The organism is Spirillospora albida, assembly GCF_000718255.1.
GTDB classification, from domain to species: Bacteria; Actinomycetota; Actinomycetes; order Streptosporangiales; family Streptosporangiaceae; genus Spirillospora; species Spirillospora albida.
On record NZ_JOFJ01000007.1, the window covers coordinates 212,682 to 230,801 of the forward strand.

16 protein-coding genes are annotated in these 18,120 nt (G+C 75.2%); 9 read left to right on the plus strand and 7 right to left on the minus strand.

Annotation, left to right across the window (positions count from 1 at the left end):
• The first annotated feature begins 45 nt into the window (after window positions 1-45).
• From IE99_RS0112450 to IE99_RS0112465, 4 genes are all read left to right on the plus strand, one after another.
• Complete coding sequence (locus IE99_RS0112450; protein ID WP_030168584.1) at window positions 46-966, plus strand: 1,4-dihydroxy-2-naphthoyl-CoA synthase; 921 nt, start codon at window positions 46-48, stop codon at window positions 964-966.
• A 55-nt stretch (window positions 967-1,021) separates the two neighbouring features.
• Window positions 1,022-2,020, plus strand: coding sequence for an o-succinylbenzoate synthase (locus IE99_RS0112455; protein WP_051712428.1), 999 nt, complete (start codon window positions 1,022-1,024; stop codon window positions 2,018-2,020).
• Window positions 2,017-3,687 carry a 2-succinyl-5-enolpyruvyl-6-hydroxy-3-cyclohexene-1-carboxylic-acid synthase gene (gene menD, locus IE99_RS0112460; protein ID WP_030168589.1) on the plus strand — a complete coding sequence of 557 codons (1,671 nt, stop codon included), beginning with the start codon at window positions 2,017-2,019 and terminating at the stop codon, window positions 3,685-3,687. The genes IE99_RS0112455 and menD overlap by 4 nt, the downstream gene beginning before the upstream one ends.
• A gap of 118 nt (window positions 3,688-3,805) precedes the next feature.
• A complete protein-coding gene (locus tag IE99_RS0112465) occupies window positions 3,806-4,261 on the plus strand; it encodes a hypothetical protein (protein ID WP_157610229.1) in 456 nt (151 codons plus the stop codon).
• Between the two features lie 100 nt (window positions 4,262-4,361).
• Here IE99_RS0112465 and IE99_RS0112470 read toward each other — a convergent pair whose 3' ends face one another.
• A complete protein-coding gene (locus IE99_RS0112470; RefSeq protein ID WP_030168596.1) occupies window positions 4,362-5,186 on the minus strand; it encodes a tyrosine-protein phosphatase in 825 nt (274 codons plus the stop codon).
• Window positions 5,187-5,402: 216 nt separating this feature from the next.
• Between IE99_RS0112470 and IE99_RS0112475 the strand changes: the two genes are divergently transcribed.
• On the plus strand, window positions 5,403-6,443 hold the full coding sequence (locus tag IE99_RS0112475) for a fatty acid desaturase family protein (protein WP_030168605.1): 1,041 nt from the start codon (window positions 5,403-5,405) through the stop codon (window positions 6,441-6,443).
• 34 nt (window positions 6,444-6,477) lie between these two features.
• A complete protein-coding gene (locus tag IE99_RS0112480) occupies window positions 6,478-7,293 on the plus strand; it encodes an Fpg/Nei family DNA glycosylase (protein ID WP_030168608.1) in 816 nt (271 codons plus the stop codon).
• 8 nt (window positions 7,294-7,301) lie between these two features.
• Here the strand turns inward: IE99_RS0112480 and IE99_RS0112485 are convergent, their stop codons facing one another.
• The 3 genes from IE99_RS0112485 to IE99_RS0112495 form a co-directional block, all read right to left on the minus strand.
• On the minus strand, window positions 7,302-8,549 hold the full coding sequence (locus IE99_RS0112485; protein WP_030168611.1) for an isochorismate synthase: 1,248 nt from the start codon (window positions 8,547-8,549) through the stop codon (window positions 7,302-7,304).
• A gap of 184 nt (window positions 8,550-8,733) precedes the next feature.
• The gene (locus IE99_RS0112490; protein WP_030168619.1) at window positions 8,734-9,318 is read right to left on the minus strand and encodes a biotin transporter BioY; all 585 of its coding nucleotides are present in this window, start codon (window positions 9,316-9,318) and stop codon (window positions 8,734-8,736) included.
• 72 nt (window positions 9,319-9,390) lie between these two features.
• The gene (locus IE99_RS0112495; protein WP_051712429.1) at window positions 9,391-10,092 is read right to left on the minus strand and encodes a spermine/spermidine synthase domain-containing protein; all 702 of its coding nucleotides are present in this window, start codon (window positions 10,090-10,092) and stop codon (window positions 9,391-9,393) included.
• 112 nt (window positions 10,093-10,204) lie between these two features.
• Here IE99_RS0112495 and IE99_RS0112500 point away from each other — a divergent pair, with 112 nt between their 5' ends.
• Window positions 10,205-11,818, plus strand: coding sequence for a glycoside hydrolase family 10-like protein (locus IE99_RS0112500; protein WP_030168626.1), 1,614 nt, complete (start codon window positions 10,205-10,207; stop codon window positions 11,816-11,818).
• Between the two features lie 59 nt (window positions 11,819-11,877).
• Complete coding sequence (locus IE99_RS0112505; protein ID WP_030168630.1) at window positions 11,878-12,105, plus strand: DUF3040 domain-containing protein; 228 nt, start codon at window positions 11,878-11,880, stop codon at window positions 12,103-12,105.
• Window positions 12,106-12,376: 271 nt separating this feature from the next.
• Here the strand turns inward: IE99_RS0112505 and IE99_RS32645 are convergent, their stop codons facing one another.
• On the minus strand, window positions 12,377-13,498 hold the full coding sequence (locus tag IE99_RS32645) for a helix-turn-helix transcriptional regulator (RefSeq protein WP_030168634.1): 1,122 nt from the start codon (window positions 13,496-13,498) through the stop codon (window positions 12,377-12,379).
• Window positions 13,499-13,807: 309 nt separating this feature from the next.
• The gene (locus IE99_RS30230) at window positions 13,808-16,552 is read right to left on the minus strand and encodes a hypothetical protein (RefSeq protein ID WP_030168638.1); all 2,745 of its coding nucleotides are present in this window, start codon (window positions 16,550-16,552) and stop codon (window positions 13,808-13,810) included.
• A gap of 325 nt (window positions 16,553-16,877) precedes the next feature.
• On the opposite strand from IE99_RS30230, the gene IE99_RS31820 reads away from it, so the two are divergent.
• Window positions 16,878-17,018, plus strand: coding sequence for a hypothetical protein (locus tag IE99_RS31820; RefSeq protein WP_157610231.1), 141 nt, complete (start codon window positions 16,878-16,880; stop codon window positions 17,016-17,018).
• A gap of 16 nt (window positions 17,019-17,034) precedes the next feature.
• Here the strand turns inward: IE99_RS31820 and IE99_RS0112525 are convergent, their stop codons facing one another.
• Window positions 17,035-18,060, minus strand: a complete 1,026-nt coding sequence (locus IE99_RS0112525; protein WP_051712430.1) for an alpha/beta hydrolase — start codon at window positions 18,058-18,060, stop codon at window positions 17,035-17,037.
• Window positions 18,061-18,120: the final 60 nt, after the last annotated feature.

Sequence of the window (18,120 nt, forward strand, 5' to 3'; positions counted from 1 at the left end):
CGCACGGGCAGGGCCGACGGCCGCGGGAGAGGAAGAGAGGATCGCATGGTCTCGGAGCTGTTCGACGCGGACGCGTGGGAAGAGGTCGAGGGGTTCGGCTTCACCGACATCACGTACCACCGCGCGGTTGACCGGGGCGGCGCGGGAGGTCGGTCGGGCACCGTGCGGATCGCGTTCGACCGGCCGGAGATCCGGAACGCGTTCCGCCCCCACACGGTGGACGAGCTGTACCGGGCGCTGGACCACGCGCGGATGTCCAGCGACATCGGCTGCGTGCTGCTGACCGGGAACGGGCCGTCCCCGAAGGACGGGGGGTGGGCGTTCTGCTCGGGCGGCGACCAGCGCATCCGCGGCAAGGACGGCTACAAGTACGCCGAGGGCGAGACGTCCGACACGATCGACCCGGCGCGGGCGGGCCGCCTCCACATCCTGGAGGTGCAGCGGCTGATCCGGTTCATGGGCAAGGTCGTCATCTGCGTCGTGCCCGGGTGGGCGGCCGGCGGCGGGCACAGCCTGCACGTGGTGTGCGACCTGACCATCGCGAGCCGCGAGCACGCCCGGTTCAAGCAGACCGACGCGGACGTGGCGAGCTTCGACGGCGGGTACGGGTCGGCGTACCTGGCGCGGCAGGTCGGGCAGAAGTTCGCCCGCGAGATCTTCTTCCTCGGCGACACCTACGACGCCGAGGCCGCGCACCGGATGGGGATGGTCAACGCCGTCGTCCCGCATGCGGAGCTGGAGAGGACCGCCCTGGAATGGGCACGGAAGATCAATGGGAAGAGCCCGACGGCGCAGCGGATGCTGAAGTTCGCGTTCAACCTGGTCGACGACGGGATGGTGGGGCAGCAGGTGTTCGCGGGAGAGGCGACGCGGCTGGCCTACGGCACCGACGAGGCGGCCGAGGGGCGGGACTCCTTCCTGGAGAAGCGCGATCCCGATTGGTCGCGTTTCCCGTGGTACTACTGAATCCTCATTTCGACGGCAGCGTTCGTGCAGTGGCGTTACAGCAGGGGGTCTTCGGGTGCGGGTCTTCTCCATCCCGATGCGGACGCGGTTCCGCGGTGTCACGCGGCGGGAGGGCGTCCTGCTGGACGGCCCCGCCGGCTGGGGGGAGTTCTCGCCGTTCCCCGAGTACGGCGCGGCGGAGTGCGCGCGCTGGCTCGCCGCCGCCCGTGAGGCGGCGGCCGGCTGGCCCGCGCCCGTCCGGGACCGGATCCCGGTGAACACCACGATCCCGGCGGTCGGCCCGGACCGGGCGCACGACCTGGCGAAGGGGTCGGGCTGCCGGACGGCGAAGGTGAAGGTCGCCGAGCGCGGCCAGGCCGACGCCGACGACCTCGCGCGGGTGGAGGCCGTCCGCGACGCGCTGGGTCCCGGGGGCCGGATCCGGATCGACGCCAACGGCGCCTGGGACGTCGAGCACGCCGCCCGGATGATCCGGTCCCTGGACCGGTGGGAGCTGGAGTACGCGGAGCAGCCGTGCGCGACGCTGGACGAGCTGGCGCGGGTGCGGCGCCTGGTGGACGTCCCGGTCGCCGCCGACGAGTCGATCCGCCGCGCCGAGGACCCGCTGAAGGTCCGCGCCGCGGAGGCCGCCGACATCGCGGTGCTGAAGGTGCAGCCGCTCGGCGGGGTCCGGGCGGCGCTGGCCGTCGCGGAGGCGTGCGGGCTGCCGGTGGTGGTGTCGAGCGCGGTTGAGACGTCGGTGGGACTGGCGGCGGGCGCGGCGCTGGCGGCGGCGCTGCCGGAGCTGCCGTACGCGTGCGGGCTGGGGACGCTGCCGCTGCTGGAGGGCGATGTCACCGGCGCGCCGCTGCGTCCGGTGGGCGGCGAGATCGAGGTCCGGCGCGCGGACGTGGACGAGGAGGCGCTGGCCCGGTACGAGGTGACGGGCGCGGACGCGGAGGCGTGGCTGCGGCGGCTCGCCGCGGCCGACGCCGTGCTCGGCGGGGGCACGGCGGTCGGGGACGCCCCCCTCAAGGGTGCGGGGAAGGCCGGGCGGACGGGGGCGGGCCGGTGAATCCGGCGACGGCGATGGCGACCGTCCTGGTCGATGAGCTGCTGCGCTGCGGGATGACGGACGCGGTGCTGGCGCCGGGGTCGCGGTCGGCGCCGCTGGCGCTGGCGCTGCAGGCGGTGGAGGAGGCCGGCCGGGTCCGGCTGCACGTGCGGATCGACGAGCGGTCGGCGTCGTTCCTGGCGCTGGGGCTGGCGAAGCGGTCGGGCCGCCCGGTCGCCCTGGTGTGCACGTCGGGGACGGCGGCGGCGAACTTCCACCCGGCGGTGATCGAGGCGCACGAGTCGGGGGTCCCGCTGCTGGTGGTGACCGCGGACCGGCCGCCGGAGCTGCGGGACACGGGCGCGAACCAGACGGTCGACCAGGTGAAGCTCTACGGGACGGCGGTGCGGTGGAGCACCGAGGTCGGGGCGCCGGAGAACCGGCCGGGGATGGTCGCGTACTGGCGGTCGCTGATCAGCCGCGCGTGGGGGCTGGCGCAGGCGCCGGTGGCGGGCCCGGTGCACCTGAACGCGGCGTTCCGGGAGCCGCTGATCCCGGACGGCGACGAGTCGTGGTGCGAGCCGCTGGACGGCGACGCGACCGGCGCGTGGACGAAGGTGCGGGCGGCGACGCCGGGGTCGGTGCTGCACGTGCCGCCGACGCGCCGGGGCGTCCTCGTCGTCGGGGACGGCGCGGCCAACGTGAAGCGGTACGTGGCGGCGGCGTCGATGGCGGGGTGGCCGGTGCTCGCGGAGCCGAGCGGCAACGCGCGCTACGGCGAGAACGCCCTGTCGTCGCACCATTTCCTGCTGGGCATGCCGGAGTTCGTGGAGCAGCACCGCCCGGAGGTGGTGGTGACGCTGGGCAAGCCGGGGCTGTCGCGTCCGCTGCTGGCGCTGCTGCGGCGCGCGGAGGAGCACATCGTCCTGGCCCCGGAGCTGGCGCGCTGGCCGGATCCGGTGCGGTCGGCGACGCAGGTGGCGCAGGAGATCGAGATCCCGGTGGTGTCCGGGGACGACGCGTGGCTGCGGTCGTGGCGTACCGCGGACCGGGCGGCCTCGGCGGCGGTCGACGCGGTGCTGGACGCGATCCCGGCGGTGACGGAGCCGCGGCTCGCGCGGGACCTGGTGGCGGCGATGCCGGGCGGGTCGCTGCTGTTCACGGCGGCGAGCATGCCGATCCGCGACCTGGATCAGGTGATGCGGCCCCGGCGCGGGATCCGGATCATGGCGAACCGGGGCGCGGCGGGCATCGACGGCCTGGTGTCGACGGCGATCGGGGCGGCGCTGGCGCACAGCGGCCGCTCCTACGCGGTGCTGGGCGACCTGGCGTTCCTGCACGATCAGAACGGGCTGATCATCGGGCCGCGGGACCGGCGTCCGGATCTGGCGCTCGTGGTGGTGAACAACCGGGGCGGGGGGATCTTCTCGCTGCTGCCGCAGGCGGCGCTGCGGGACCCGTTCGAGCGGGTGTTCGGCACGCCGCACTCGGTGGACTTCGAGGCGGTGGCGGCGGCGCACGGCGTGCCGTACCGGCGGCTGGAGGCGGCGGCGGACCTGTCGAAGGCGATCGCGGGGGACGGCCTGCGGATCGTGGAGGCCCGCACCGACCGGGAGGAGAACGCGGCGCTGCACGCGGAGCTGCGGCACGCGGCGCACGAGGCGGTCCGCGCGGTGCTGTCCGGCTGAGACCGGGTGCTCCTGGCCGGGCTCGGTTTCTCATCGGATTCCCAGGTGGTGTTCAGGCGACTCTGGGATTCGGCGGTCACGCTGGTCTCATCGGATCAGCCTGACCATGGGAGTCATCGTGAGCGACAAGGACCTGCCCGGCGGACAGAGCCCGGCGGAGCATGAGGCGGCCGCGCCGTCAGAGAAGCCGGAGCGGCCCGGCGAGGAGCAGGGGGCCGCGCCGACTCCCGCGCCGGCGTCGGCGGAGGTTCCGCCTGCGCCCTCCACCCCCTCGGGACCCTCCACCGGTTCGCGCTGGTCGAGGCTGCGGCGCCGGACGGTGCTCGCCGGTGCGGGCGCGGCGGCCGGACTGGTGCTGGCCGGCGGCGCCGGGGGCTTCGTGCTGGGGCATGTCGCGGCGGACGACGGTCACCGCGGCGGGGGAGCGGGGCACGTCCGCGATGTGCGGCATGGCGGGGAGGGCTTCCACGGCCCGATGGGCCCCGGCGGGCACGGTCTCGAGGACCGGCAGGGGCGGATGCCGCGTGAGGAGACGGGCCGCCGTGACGGCGGGCAAGCCCCCGGTGGCTACTGAACCGGGGTCGCCGGCCTTCCTGCGAACTGAGTTCAACATTCAATTTACTGTGTAAAGCCACCTGGCGGGTAAGTTCCACCAAAACGAGAGTTGCAAACCCTCAACCGAGAAGACGGGCCTTGAGCGCGTCGGTGTCGTCGCCGGTCCAGGCGTGGGCGGCGAGCCAGGCGAGCGGACCGCCGTGTTCCTCGTCCAGCCGGACGAGGAACTTCTCCATGATGGCGGCGTGCGGGTGGTGGCTGTCGGCGGGCCGGGAGTCGAGGTCGGCGGCGTAGGTGTCGCTGGCGCGGAGCCGGGCGAGGACGCCTTCGAGGCGCTCGCCGGTGAGGACGTAGTCGGCGACGATGGCCTCGCGGGTGACGCCGACGACCTCAAGGGCGAGGGCGCAGACGACGCCGGTGCGGTCCTTGCCGGCGGCGCAGTGCACGAGGGACGCGCCGTCGGTGCGGGTCATGACCCGCAGGGCGGCCACGATGGAGTCGGCGCGGTCGGCGAGATAGCCCAGGTAGTGGCTGATGGAACGGTCCTGTCCGGACGGGTGCTCGGCCCGTGTCTGCCAGGGCAGCACCTTGTCGATGTCGACCTGCGCGTCGTCCTCGCCGGGGGCGGGGGTGTCGGCCGCGACGTCGGTGTGGCGGCCGCCTTCGGAGAACAGCGACAGGTGGTGGATCGTGACGGAGGGGACGCGGGTGAGCGGCCCGGGGCCTTCGAGGCGGACCTCGGCGTCGCTGCGGAGGTCGATGACGTTCTTGAGGCCGTAGTCGCCGACGAGCTGCCGGATGTCCGGGACGGTGAGGCCCTGGAGGTTGTCGGCGCGCAGGACCCGGCCGCGCCGTGTCGTGCCGCCGTCCGCCGTGGGGAGTCCCCCGAGGTCGCGGGCGTTGACGGCCCCGTCCAGATCGATCCACCGGTCGCGTGCGCTCATGACTTGTGAGCTTATCGGGCGGCTTTGCCGGATATTTGGTGGAGGGTGCTCGTTGTGTACGCGGGGTGGGGGAGTTCGCACCGCCGGGGGAGGGTCGGGGAGGGGAACCGAGACCTGGGAGCCAGGCGCGGGATGGCTCCCGATGGTGGAGACGGCGCGATCGAGGGAAGGCTACCGTTCGAATGTGATCGCTTACGTTGTGCGAACGGAGACTTCATGACCGCCACCCTGGACGTCGTCACGCAACCCCCCTCCTCCCCGAGCCGGCGCGGCAGTGATTTCGCGCCGCTGGCCAGGCGCGTCCGCGACAGCGGGCTGCTGGATCGGCGCCGCGGCTACTACGGGTGGGCGATCGGCTCGAATCTCGCGGCGACGGTGGCGGTGTGGGCGGCGGTCGCGTGGGGGGCGGAGTCGTGGTGGGTGGTGCTGCTGGGGGTGCCGCTTGCGGTGCTGGCGGCGCGGACGGGGTTCCTGGGGCATGACGCGGGGCACCGGCAGATCGCGCGGACGGCGCGGGTGAACCGGTGGTGGGCTCTGTTCCTGGGGAATCTGCTGCTGGGGATGGGGAGCGGGTGGTGGAACGACAAGCACAACCGGCATCACGCGCATCCGAACCAGGTGGGGCACGACCCGGACGTGGGCGAGGGTGTGCTGGCGTGGACGGCGGAGCAGGCGGAGAGCCGCCGGGGGCCGTTGCGGTGGGTGGCGCGGCATCAGGCGGCGCTGTTCTTCCCGCTGCTGACGCTGGAGGGTGTGAACCTGAAGGTGGGGAGCGTGCTGTTCCTGCGGGGCCGTTCGCGGCGGGCGCAGCTGCTGGAGGGCGGTCTGCTGGCGGGGCACATGGCGGGGTATCTGGCGCTGGCGTTCACGCTGCTGTCGCCGGGTAAGGCGGTGGCGCTGGTCGCGTTGCAGCATGCGCTGTTCGGGGTGCATCTGGGGAGTGTGTTCGCGCCGAACCACAAGGGGATGGCGATGCCGGGGCCGGGTGAGCGGTGGGATCATCTGCGGCGGCAGGTGCTGACGTCGCGGAACGTGCGGGGTTCGGTGGCGACGGATTGGCTGATGGGCGGGCTGAACTACCAGATCGAGCATCACCTGTTCCCGGGGGTGCCGCGGTGCAGTCTGCGGCGGCTGCGTCCGCTGGTGATCGAGCACTGCGCGGAGCTGGGGGTGCCGTACCGGGAGACGGGCCTGGTGGCGTCGTACCGGGAGGCTCTCGGTCACATGCGTGCGGTGGGGGCGTCGGCCCGGAAGTGATGCCGGCGGTGGTGGTCCGCTTATGCTGCGGGTCATGCCGGAGGGACACAGCATTCATCGTCTGGCCGCCGAGCACCGGCGGTTGTTCGTGGGGGGCCCTGTGGGTGCGGAGAGCCCGCAGGGCCGTTTCGCGGAGGGGGCGCGGTCGCTGGACGGGCGTGTCCTGGTGGACGCGGACGCGTATGGGAAGCATCTGCTGCTGGGGTTCGAGGACGAGCGGGTGCTGCACGTCCATTTGGGGATCTATGGGCGGTTCGTGTTCGGGGGGCTGCCCGCTCCTGCGCCGGTGGGTGCGGTGCGGCTGCGGTTGACGGGTGCGGCGGATTATGGGGATCTGCGTGGTCCGAACGCGTGCGAGGTGCTGGAGCCGGGTGGGGTGAAGGTGCTGCGGGACCGGCTGGGGCCGGATCCGTTGCGGGCGGACGCGGATCCGGATCGGGCGTGGGCGCGGATCTCGCGGAGCCGGGCACCGGTGGCGGTGCTGCTGATGGATCAGGCGGTGGTGGCGGGTCCGGGGAACATCTACCGGGCGGAGGTGCTGTTCCGGCAGGGGGTGGATCCGCTGTTGCCGGGGCGGCGGCTGGATCGGGGTGTGTGGTCGGCGATCTGGGCGGATCTTGTGGTGTTGATGGCGGAGGGTGTTCGGGTGGGGCGGATCGATACGGTGCGTCCGGAGCACACGCCGGAGGCGATGGGGCGTGCGCCGCGGGTGGACGATCACGGTGGTGAGGTGTACGTGTACCGGCGTGCGGGGTTGCCGTGCCTGGTGTGCGGGGTGGAGGTGCGGCAGGCGGAGGTCGCGGCGCGGAATCTGTTCTGGTGTCCGGGGTGCCAGCCGCCGGTTGCCTGAGGGTGGGGTCAGCCTTCGAGGGCGTGGCGCATGGCCTGGAATTTGGTCTGGGCTTCGGCGAGTTCGGCGGCGGGGTCGGAGTCGGCGACGATGCCGCAGCCGGCGAAGAGGCGGGCGCGGGTGCCGTTGATCTCGGCGCAGCGCAGGGCGATGCCCCATTCGCCGTCGCCGCGGGCGTCGATCCAGCCGACGGGTCCGGCGTAGCGGCCGCGGTCCATGCCTTCGAGTTCGCGGATGAGGTGGAGGGCGGCGTGTGTGGGGGTGCCGCAGACGGCGGGGGTGGGGTGGAGGGCGGCGACGACGTCGAGGACGGAGCGGTCGCGGTCGAGGCGTCCGTGGACGGGTGAGGCGAGGTGGATGAGGTTGGGGAGGGTGAGTATTTCGGGTCGGTCGGGGACGTGGAGTTCGGTGCAAAGGGGGGTGAGGGCGTCGCGGACCATGTCGGCGGCGTAGCGGTGTTCTTCGCGGTCCTTGGGTGAGGCGGCGAGGCGGGTGGCGCGGGCGGCGTCGTCGGCGGGGGTGGTGCCGCGTGCGGTGGTGCCGGCGAGGACGAGTGAGTCGATGTGGTCGCCGGTGCGGCGGATGAGGAGTTCGGGGGTGGCGCCGACGAGGCCGGCGACGGAGAAGGTGTAGCAGTTGGGGAAGCGGTCGGCGAGGCGGCGGATGAGGACGCGGGCGTCGATGGGTTCGGTGGCGCGGGCGTGGAGGTCGCGGGCGAGGACGACCTTGTGGAGGCGGTCGGTGCCTTCGAGGGCGCGGATGCGCTGGACGGCGGTGGCGACGGCGCGTTCCCAGGCGGGGGCGGTGAGGGCGCCGTCGCTCCAGGTGAGGTGGGTGGGGGGTGTGGGTGGGTGTGGGTGGGTGAAGGGTTCGGGGCCGTCGCCGATGGCGGTGAGCCAGGCGCGTCCGTCGCGGCGGCCGATGATGCGGCGGGGGACGATGAGGACGGAGTCGGGGGATTTGGGGTCGAAGCCGAATCCGCCGAAGGCGACGGGGCCGGTGCCGGGGAGTTCGAGGGGGTCGTGGACGTCGGCGTGGGCGAAGAGGTCGCGGAGGGCGTGGTCGGCGGTGGTGAAGCGGTCGTCGCCGCCGGGGTGGGTGAGGCGGGCGGCTTCGCCCCAGCCGGCGATGCCTTCGCCGTGGTGGATCCAGGCGAGGGCGGTGGGGTGGGGGAGGTCCGTGATGAGGTCGCCGGGGTCGGGGATCTCGACGGTGCGGACGTGGAGGCGGTCCGGTGCGGTCACGGCGGGCTTCACAGGTGCCACTGTACGGCAGATTTGAACCTGTTCAAGCGGCGGGGGCGGGTGTGCGGCGGCGGGCCGGTGGGGGTTCTTGGTGGGGATTGCCCGTTCCGCGCGCGCGTATGCGGGCGCGGAACGGGCTGTTGTGTCGTGGTGTGTTGGGGTGCGTCCGGTTGGGGCTGGTTCGGGTGGGGTGGGGTCAGTCGCGGGTGCGGGTGAGCCTCCAGGCGGCGGGCAGGAGCGCGGCGGCGAGAAGGACCTTCAGGGCGTCGCCGGCGAGGAAGGGGGTGAGGCCGAGGTCGGCGGCCTTGGCGAGGCTGACGTCGAGGGAGGCCATGAGGTAGGGGACGCCGGCCGCGTACATGATCGTTGTGCCGAGCAGCATGGTGCCGACGGTGCGGAGGGGGGTGCGGTCGCCGCCGTGTCCGGCGAGGTGGCCGACGGCCGCCGCGGCGAGGACGAAGCCGATGACGTAGCCGAGGGTGGGGACGGCGGTGCCGGAGCCGCCTTCGGTGAACCAGGGCATGCCGGCCATGCCGGCGAAGAGGTAGACGAGCATGCCGAGGGCGGCGCGGGTGCGGCCGAGGGCGGCGCCGGCGAGGAGGACGGCGAAGGTCTGGCCGGTGACGGGCACGGGGGTGCCGGGCAGCGGGACGGCGATCTGGGCGGCGATGCCGACGAGGGCCGCGGAGCCGAGGACGAGGGCGGTGTCGCGGGCGAGGGAGCCGGGGAGCAGGTCGCCCAGGACGGCGGGGCGGCGCCGGGGTGCGTGAACGGTGGCCACTGAGATCCTCCCGAAAGGATGGTGTCAGGCCGAAACCTAGCGAATCACCCATCCGGAATGAGTGGCGCGGGTCTACATACCTGGGTGTCCTGGATTTGTGGACCGGGGCGGGCGGGGTTCCCGGGCGAGGTAGACGATGTCGGGTTCGCCGCGGAGGGCGGGCACGGGGCGGGCCTCGACGCGGGTGAAGCGGGTCCGCAGGAGGTCGTGGAAGGCGGGGGCCCGTCCCGCGCTCCAGACGGCGAGGACGCCGCGGGGGGTGAGGCGGCGGGTGAGGAGGTCGAGGCCGGCGCCGGAGTACAGGCGGGCGTTGCCGGGGGTGACGGTCCAGTCGGGGCCGTTGTCGATGTCGAGGCAGAGGGCGTCGAAGGCGCCGTCGCGGGGGTCGGTGAGCCAGTCGAGGAGGTCGGCGCGGGCGACGGTGACGCGGGGGTCGTCGAGGCCGCCCTCGGACCAGGGCCGCAGGACGGTGGCGTGCCAGGCGACGACGGCGGGTTCGCGTTCGACGACGGTGACGTGGGCGGTGCCGGGGAGGCGGAGCGCCTCCGCGAGGGAGAATCCGGCGCCGAGGCCGCCGATCGTGATGCGGGACGGCCCGTCGAGGGTCTCGGTGGCGGCGCGGACGAGGAGGCGCTCGGAGGCGCCGTTGCGGGTGTCCATGAGGAACACGCCGTTGCTGATGATCTCGTAGTGGTCGCCGGCGCGGCGCAGGACGAGTTCACCGCCGACTCCGGTGGTCCTCTCGATGACGGTGGCGGGGCTGGTGGCGTCCATGGTGCGACCCTAGCGGGGGCGGCGGCAGGTGGGACGGCGGGCACGGCGACGCCGGGACGAATGTCCGGATTGCGGTCCTGGCATGGCGGGGTGTGCGTAACAATGGGCGGCTATGGCAGCGCGCAGGCGGACGGAGCGGAAGGCGGCGGTCGCCGCGGCGGCGGCCCTGTCGGGGCTGGCGGTGGCGGCGGTCGCGGGCTGCGGCGTGCCCGCGTTCGGGGGTGGCGAGCGGGCGGCGGGGGACCGGGCGCCGGTCGTGCCGGGCCGCGGCGGTGAGTGCGCGGCGGTCGCCGCGCCGGGCGACTCGCGGGCGCGGCAGCTGCGGGGGATGTGGATCGCGACGGTCGCGGGGATCGACTGGCCGAAGGACGCGGGCGCGTCCACGGCCGAGCAGAAGGCCGCGTTCGTGCGGCTCCTGGACACGGCGCGGGCGATGAACATGAACGCGGTGTTCGTGCAGATCCGCCCGAACTCCGACGCGTTCTACGCCTCGCCGCACGAGCCGTGGTCGCAGTGGATCACCGGGACGCCCGGGAAGGACCCGGGCTACGACGTCCTGAAGTTCATGCTGGACGAGGCGCACGCCCGGAATCTGGAGTTCCACGCCTGGTTCAACCCCTACCGGGTGAGCCGCCACGACGACCTGGAGAAGCTGGCCCCCGGCAGCCCGGCGCGCAAGCACCCGGACTGGGTCCGCAAGTACGGGGGCGGGATGTGGTACGACCCGGGCATCCCGCGGGTGCGGGAGCTGGTCACGAACGCGGTGATGGACGTGGTCGCCAAGTACGACATCGACGCGGTCCACTTCGACGACTACTTCTACCCGTATCCCGAGGACGGCGCGTTCCCCGACGCCGCCACCTTCAAGGCGTACGGGGGCGGGATGGGGAAGGGCGACTGGCGGCGCCGCAACGTCGACACCCTCGTCCGGGACCTGTCGCAGCGGATCCGTGCGGCCAAGCCGTGGGTGCGGTTCGGGATCAGCCCGTTCGGGGTGTGGCGGAACCGCGGCACCGACCCGGCGGGGTCGCCGACGCGGGCGCTGCAGAGCTACGACGACATCTTCGCCGACACCCGCGCGTGGATCCGGCAGGGGTGGATCGACTACGTCACCCCGCAGCTGTACTGGCCGATCGGCGACTCACGCGCCGACTACGCCGCGCTGGTGGCGTGGTGGGCGCGGCAGGTCGAGGGCACGCGGGTGCAGCTGACGATCGGCCAGGCCGGGTACCGGGTCGGGGAGGACGAGGCGTGGAAGGACCCGGCGGAGCTGTCGCGGCACCTCACGCTGAACGCGCGGTATCCGGCGGTGCGGGGGGACGTGTTCTTCAGCGCGTCCGACATCGCGGGGAACCGCCGCGGGTTCGCCGCGCGGCTCCGCGACGACCACTACGCGCGGCCGGCGCTGCCGCCGCCGGCGCGCGGCGGTGCGGCGCCCGAGCCGGTGCGGGGGGTGTCGGGGCGGGTGTCGGGGAAGGCGGTCACGGTGCGGTGGCGGCCGTCGCGGGACGCCGTCGCGTACGCGGTGTACCGGACGGACGGCGCGGGCGGCGGGTGCGCGGCGGTCGACCCGTCGCGGCTGATCGCGGTGGTGCGGGGCGGGGGGATCGCCGACCCGTCGGTGCGGGCGGGCCGCACGTACACCTACCGGGTGACGGCGGTGGGGCGGGGACAGCATGAGAGCGCGCCGGGACGGGGTGTGACGGTCGCCACCCGACCGGGATAATGATCATGCTCGGTGGGGAGGAATCCAGTACCCCTGCACTCCCCCCGGAGGTACGAAGCATGGCGCTGTCGATGGAGGAGCGGCGGATCCTCGCGGAAATCGAGGTCCGGCTGAGTGAGGACGCACCGCGGCTGGCGCATCGCCTCGCGCGGCACGGCGCCCGCCGCCGGCGCCTTTCGGTGGGCCGCCCGCCGAGCCGTCGTGTCCGGCTGGTCGCGGCCGCCGTGGTCGCGGTCCTGGCCGCCGTCACCGCCGTCGCGGCCGCGGTCGTCGCCGCGGTCACGTGACCGGCGCGCTCCGCGGCGCCGCCGCGGCGTGAGAAACGCCGAGGCCCCGGCGAGATCGCTCTCGCCGGGGCCTCGGCGTCGAGGCCGGTGTGGTTGGTCGCCTCACGGCGAAAGGCACAACGGGGCTCCGGCCCGGACCGCGGAGGGCCCGGCGGTATTCCCCGAAGGCGTTGTGTAGAGCCCGGGGGACACATGCCACACCGACGTCCTCCACCATAACGGCATCACGGGGGTGCTCATTCCATCGCCCCGCCATCAGGCGTGTCGCGGCTCAGGTCTGGAGGGGGCAGCGGTCCACCACGAAGGCGTCCTCGTCGTCGGGGGGCGACGGTTCCGGCGGGTCGCCGGTGAGCCGGTCCAGGTGCCACTCGATGTGCGCGAGGGGGCCGCGCCAGCCCGCGATGAGGTCGGCGAGGGGGCGCGGCGGGCCGGGCGGGCCGCAGGGGCGGGGGTCGGGCGGCCCGGCCTCCCAGAGGGCGTCGTCGCAGTCCGCCGCCCAGTGCGCCGCCGCGTCCAGGACCTCCTGCAGGTCGCGGGCGATGTCGCCGAGGCCGCGCAGCGCCATCGCGTCCTGGATGAGGCGTTCCCGGGCGTCGTAGGGCAGGTCGGAGCCGAACGCGGCCGTGTTCGGCGGCGGGCGGCCGTCCGGGGCGGGGCCGGCGCCGGTCGCGGCCGCGCGGATCGCCGCGACCTGCCAGCGGGTCCATTCGGCGAGATGGCCCAGCACCGCCCGCAGGGCCGCCGCGCCCGGCTCGCCGCCGCGGGCGCCGGCGACCGCGTCCCGCAGCCGGGACCGGACGGACTCCAGCCGGTCCAGCGTCCACGCGCGTGCCCTGGTCGCGTCCGCCGGGCCGCGCGGACCCGCGGCGTCCGCCGGCGGGCGCGGCAGCGGGACCCGCAGCGCCGCGAGCAGCGCGTCCAGGTCGCGGACCTGCGCGCCGCGCCCCGACAGGAACGCCGCGCCGATCCGGTCGAGGCGGAACATGCGGGGCCCGTCCCGCATCCGGCACCAGCCGACGAGGTACTCGCCGTAGGGGGCGATGACGAGGCCGTGCGCCTCGACGTCGCGGTAGCTGCGCGTCCCGGCCTGGTCGGTGTAGGCGAGGCGGACGACGCGGCGGGACCGGACCGCCGCCGCGAGGGTGTCGCGGACCGGCCCCATCAGCGACGCGACCTCGCCGAGCACGGGCGGTGCGTCCTGTTCCCGCAGCAGGTAGCCGCGGCCCCGCTCGGCCTCGACGGGCAGCCCGCCGTGGGTGAGGAGCTCCAGGTCGCGCCGGACGGTCCGCTCGCTCACCCCGAGCCGCTCGGCGCAGGCGCGCGGGTCCACCGCGCGGGGCGCCGCCGCGCGCAGCTCGGCGACGAGCGCGAGGAGCCGGTCGACGCGATCCACACCCCCATGGTGCCGGGCACCCCCGACGATTCCCCGCCCCGGCCGCCCAAGGCGACGACGACGTAGCCCCGAGGTGACACGCCACCGGTCGACCCTCGCCGGACGACAGGCCACCCGACGGCATACTCCCGGGTGGCACGCCTCCAGATGGCAAGCCCTCGAATGGCCTGCCCCAGGTGGCCTGCTCAGGAGGGCCGCCCCCGGATCGCCCGCCCAGGTGATCTGGCCCCTGGGCGGGCGAGGTGGCCCGTATGCCCGGGGGCGGGCCCGCTGTGCCGCCTTCCCTGGGCGGGACCGGCCGCCGCGGGGTCAGGGGCCGGACAGTTCGGCGGCCAGGCCGTCGAAGTCGGCGCCGGTCAGGGTGAGGGCACCGCCGATCGCCCGGGTCTCTTCGGCGCTGCCGAGGTGGCGGGTGGCGGCGCGGTCCAGGTAGGCCTCGACGAGGCGGGCGCCGGTGAGGCGGCCCCGGCTGCGCAGGCCGCCGATGTCGGCGTTCACCACCGCCCACGCGTCCTGGGCGAGGCGCAGCCGCCGCTCGCGGGCCAGGACGCCCAGCAGCGCCGCGCGGGCGCGGGCCCCCGACAGGTCGGGCAGGCGGACGGCGCGCAGGTCCGTGACGAGCTCGGGGGACGCCGCCGTCAGCTCGCCGACCCTGTCCGGGCCGCAGGTGGCCAGCAGCGCGGTGTCGCTGACGTCCTCCAGCCGCGCCCGGTACAGGGCGGTGGCGTAGGCGCGGCCCTGCGTCTCGTCCAGGATCAGCCCGTCGAGGCCGTCCAGCAGCAGGACGTGCCCGGAGTGCCGGGCGAGGGCGGCGCGGAGCCCGTCGGGGCCTTCGTCGCGCAGGTCCTCGGCGTGGACGCTGTGGACCTCGCCGCTGGAGGCGTCGACCTCCGCGAGGGCCCGCGCGACCATCCGCGCGAGCCGCCGCTGCCCGCTGGACGGCGCGCCGATGAGCAGCAGCGCCGGCGCGGACGCGCTCGACATCTCCTGGCCGCGCAGCCGCCGCGTCCATTTCCCGCGCCGCCGCGTCTCGGTGACGACCCGTTCGATGTCGTCGGCGCCGCACAGGAACCGGATGCCGTAGGCCTCGGCGATCTGGGCGGTCGGTTCCGGTGCGGGGCCGGCCGGGACCGGCGGCGGGGGTTCCTGCACCGGTGCCGGCGGGGGTGGCAGGTCTCCCGCGGGCGCCGCCGGGGCGGGCTCCGCGGGCGGCGGGGGGCCGTCGTGGGGGGCGCCGGGCCAGGCCGCGTCGGGGGCGCGGTCGAGCTGGGTGCGGAACGCGCCCCCGTCGAGCTGCGTCGCCGGTTCCGCCGGGGGCGGCGGGGGGTCGGCGGGTGCGGGGCGGGCGGTGTCGGCGGTCGTGCGGCCGGGGTCGGGCCAGGCGGGCGGGGGAGGCTCCAGGGCGGGGCCGGGCGCGGGTTCCTGCGGTGCGGCGGGCGGCGGCGGTGTCCGCGGCGGCTCGGCCGCCTGCCCGGCGGCCGGATCGCGGACCGGGTCGGGGGTTGCGAAGCCGACGCCGGGGGGCGGGGCCGGGGGAGGGACGGGCGGGCCCGCCGGGATGTCCGCGGGCGGTTCGGCCTGCGGGGCGGGGACGGGCGCGACCGGCAGGTCGGGGGCCGCGGTCTCGCGCTCGGCCGCCATGTGCGCGCGGGCGGCCTTGATGATGTCCCAGGCCGACAGCTCGTCGGTGGAGGGCGGGGTGTGCATCGCGGGGGACGTCAGTTCCGCGGCGGCGGCCTGCGGGACCGCGAACCCCGTCGCGGGCGGCGGGACCTGCGCCAGCCGGCACCACGTCAGCCCGATCGTGTAGGTGGTGGACAGCAGCGCGGCGAGGGCGTCGGCGTCGTCGCGGCGCAGGGCGTCGGGGAGCCGCCCGTCGCGGGGCCACAGGTCCCGCAGCGGATGCGCGGTGTCGGACAGGACGGCCTGCAGGACGCGGGCGCCGTCGGGGTCGAGCCAGCGCTGGAGCGCCGGGAGAGCGCCGGGAGCGGCCTGCAGGTCGGCGGCCAGGACGGCGATGCCCGCGCGGCGGGCCTCGTCGTGGGGGCGGCCGCCGGTCGCGGGGGGCCGGGGGCCGGTCAGGTCCGCGACGATCTCCTGAAGGTCGTAGAGGGCGAGGCGGAGGAACTCGCCGGGCGCGGTGTCGCGGACCATCGGGGTCGCGTGCTCGGCGGGGCAGCGGCGCCGCCATTCCTGCAGGATCGCGTCGGGCCCGTACCGGACGGTCGCCATGTCCTGGTTCACCAGCCGCAGGGACGCGGCGGTGATGGCGGCGAGGGCGTCGGCGCCGGGCCGGAACCGGGGGTCGGCCTGCAGCGCGGCGGCGACCTCGTACATGACGCGGGCGATGTGGGCGGCGCCGCCGGCGTCGCCCGCGCCGAGGCGGTGGACGTAGTAGCCGGCGAGGGTGGAGAAGTCGGGCGGCATCATCCAGTGGAGCTGCTCGGCCGAGGTCGTCAGGAACGGGATGAACGACTCGATGAGGGGGTGCTCGGTGAGGACGACGGGGGAGCCCGCGCACCACAGGAGCGCGCCCCACGCGGCGGCGACGGTGCTGGGCGTGCCGGGCTGGAACATGGGGTCGCGCTGCGCGAACTGGGCGGGGTTCACCGCGAGGGCGGTGGTGATCGCCTGGGAGACGCGGGCGACGACGGCGGTGTCGGGCACCGGCCCGAGGAACCCCAGCGGCGCGACGCGTCCGGCGGCCAGGTCGGGGCCGGTGGGGTAGAGCTGCGGGGGGACGGGCGGGGTCCCGGCGCCGCGGGGGGCGGGGACGGCGACGCGGCGGTCGTCGAACGCGGCGGGCGGCGGGCAGGGGTGCCAGGAGCCGTCGAGGCCGCACCGGTACCAGCGGCCCCAGGCGCCGTAGAGCCACCATTCGCCGGCGCCCCACAGCATCCGCGCGGCGACCTGCGCGGCGCGGTCCTGGGGCTGCGCCGACCGCCACCACGGGGACGCGACGAGTTCGCGCACGTTGCCCTCGACCGCGGCGAACAGGTCCCCGCTCGGGCCGCCTCCGGTTCCGCCGGGTCCCCCGGCCGCCTGCCAGCTCACCCGGCGAATAGTAGTCCCGTCGCGGGGCGCCGCGGGCCCGCGGCGGAGCCCGCCCCACCCGGATGTAATGACCGTTATGGCAGGATGCTGCTTAGCCGGGCCGGTGGAAGGGGGCGGCGGATGGTCGGTGCCGCGCGCATGCGCGCCGAGGGGCTGGGGTACGCGCTGGTGTCGTCGGCGTGCTTCGGCGCGTCCGGGCCGTTCGGGAAGGCGCTGATCGAGGCGGGGCTGACCCCGCGCAGGCGGTGTCGCGGCGGTCGCGCTGCCGCCGGCGGCGCCGTGGGCGCTGCCGTGGGGGCTGCCGTGGGGGCTGCTGGGCGAACCCGTGGCCGTCGGCGGGCACACCGCGCCCGGGTGGGCGCTCGTCGCGTGGATCGCGGTCGTGTCGACCGTCGTCGCCTACCTCACCGGGCGGGCGGCGCCGTTCCGGACGGGACCGCCGAGGCGCCCGCGCCCGCCGGGCTAGGCGGGCGCTCCCGCGGTCATGTCCGGCGGGCGCCGATCGCCTTCATCAGCGCCGGCCACACCGACCTGGCCTCGCGGATCCACGCCGGCCAGTTGTGCCGCCCGTCCCCGTAGATGTGGGCGGTGTAGGGGAGGCCGAGCTCGTCCAGGCGCTTCTTGAACTCCTTGTTGTTCGCGCCGATCGCGATCTCGCTGAGCAGGCCGATGTCCCACGGCGCCACGTCCGGGTCGCCGGGGCCGGGCCGGCCGGTCGTCCCGGCGGAGAAGAACAGCCCCGTGCCGCGCAGCCTCCCGGCCAGGGACGCGGGGTCGTGCGCCTTCCAGTTCGCGTCGTCGGCCCACGGGATGCCCCAGATCGCGAACGGGTCCTGCCCGTTGCCCGCGTTGGTGAACATCAGCATCGACGGCATCCCCGGCGACCGCATCGACAGGATCCCGCTCAGCGACGCCACGTACCGGAACAGGCCCGGGTGCCGCGCCGCGTAGGAGAAGGCGCCCTGCGCGCCCGAGGAGTTCCCGATCGCGGCGCGCGCCCCGCCGGCGCCGTAGTTGCGCTCCATCAGCTGCCGGACCTCGGCGGTGTGGAACGTCTCCCAGCGGGGCGTGCCGCCCTTGCCGTAGTTGTACCAGTCGGCGTAGGAGCCGTTCGCGGCCTCGGGCATCACGACCAGGACGTTGTAGCGGCGCGCCCACGCCTCGATGTCGGTGTTGCGGGTCCAGGAGGTGTAGTCGTCCTGCCCGCCGTGGAAGGCGTACAGGACGGGCCAGGTCGCCGCCGAGCCGCGCTTCCAGCCGCGGGGCAGCAGCAGCCGCGTCTTCACCGAGGCGCCGAGCGCCGGGGAGGAGATCGTGACGTCCACGATGCCGTCGGCGACCTTCTTCTCCGCGGTGATCCGCGCGCCGTCGTCGGCCCGCACCGGGCCGTCCGCTCGGGCCGGGAGCGCCGCGGCGGCGGACGTGCCCGCCAGGACGGCGGCGACCGCGCCCGCGGTCAGCGACCGCCTCCGCGGTGCCGGGACTGGCTGGCGCCGGACGGCTGTCATCTGCCCACCTCGCTCGACCGCCCGGCCCCCGCGGCCGCGCTGCTCCCGCCGAGTGTCGCG

Bases quoted from the DNA above. Each gene is read 5' to 3' on its own strand.
- IE99_RS0112500 (WP_030168626.1), top strand. From the start codon at position 10,205: ATGGCAGCGCGCAGGCGGACGGAGCGGAAGGCGGCGGTCGCCGCGGCG.
- IE99_RS0112475 (WP_030168605.1), top strand. From the start codon at position 5,403: ATGACCGCCACCCTGGACGTCGTCACGCAACCCCCCTCCTCCCCGAGC.
- IE99_RS0112480 (WP_030168608.1), top strand. From the start codon at position 6,478: ATGCCGGAGGGACACAGCATTCATCGTCTGGCCGCCGAGCACCGGCGG.
- IE99_RS0112505 (WP_030168630.1), top strand. From the start codon at position 11,878: ATGGCGCTGTCGATGGAGGAGCGGCGGATCCTCGCGGAAATCGAGGTC.
- IE99_RS0112495 (WP_051712429.1), bottom strand. From the start codon at position 10,092: ATGGACGCCACCAGCCCCGCCACCGTCATCGAGAGGACCACCGGAGTC.
- IE99_RS0112470 (WP_030168596.1), bottom strand. From the start codon at position 5,186: ATGAGCGCACGCGACCGGTGGATCGATCTGGACGGGGCCGTCAACGCC.
- IE99_RS0112450 (WP_030168584.1), top strand. From the start codon at position 46: ATGGTCTCGGAGCTGTTCGACGCGGACGCGTGGGAAGAGGTCGAGGGG.
- IE99_RS0112525 (WP_051712430.1), bottom strand. From the start codon at position 18,060: ATGACAGCCGTCCGGCGCCAGCCAGTCCCGGCACCGCGGAGGCGGTCG.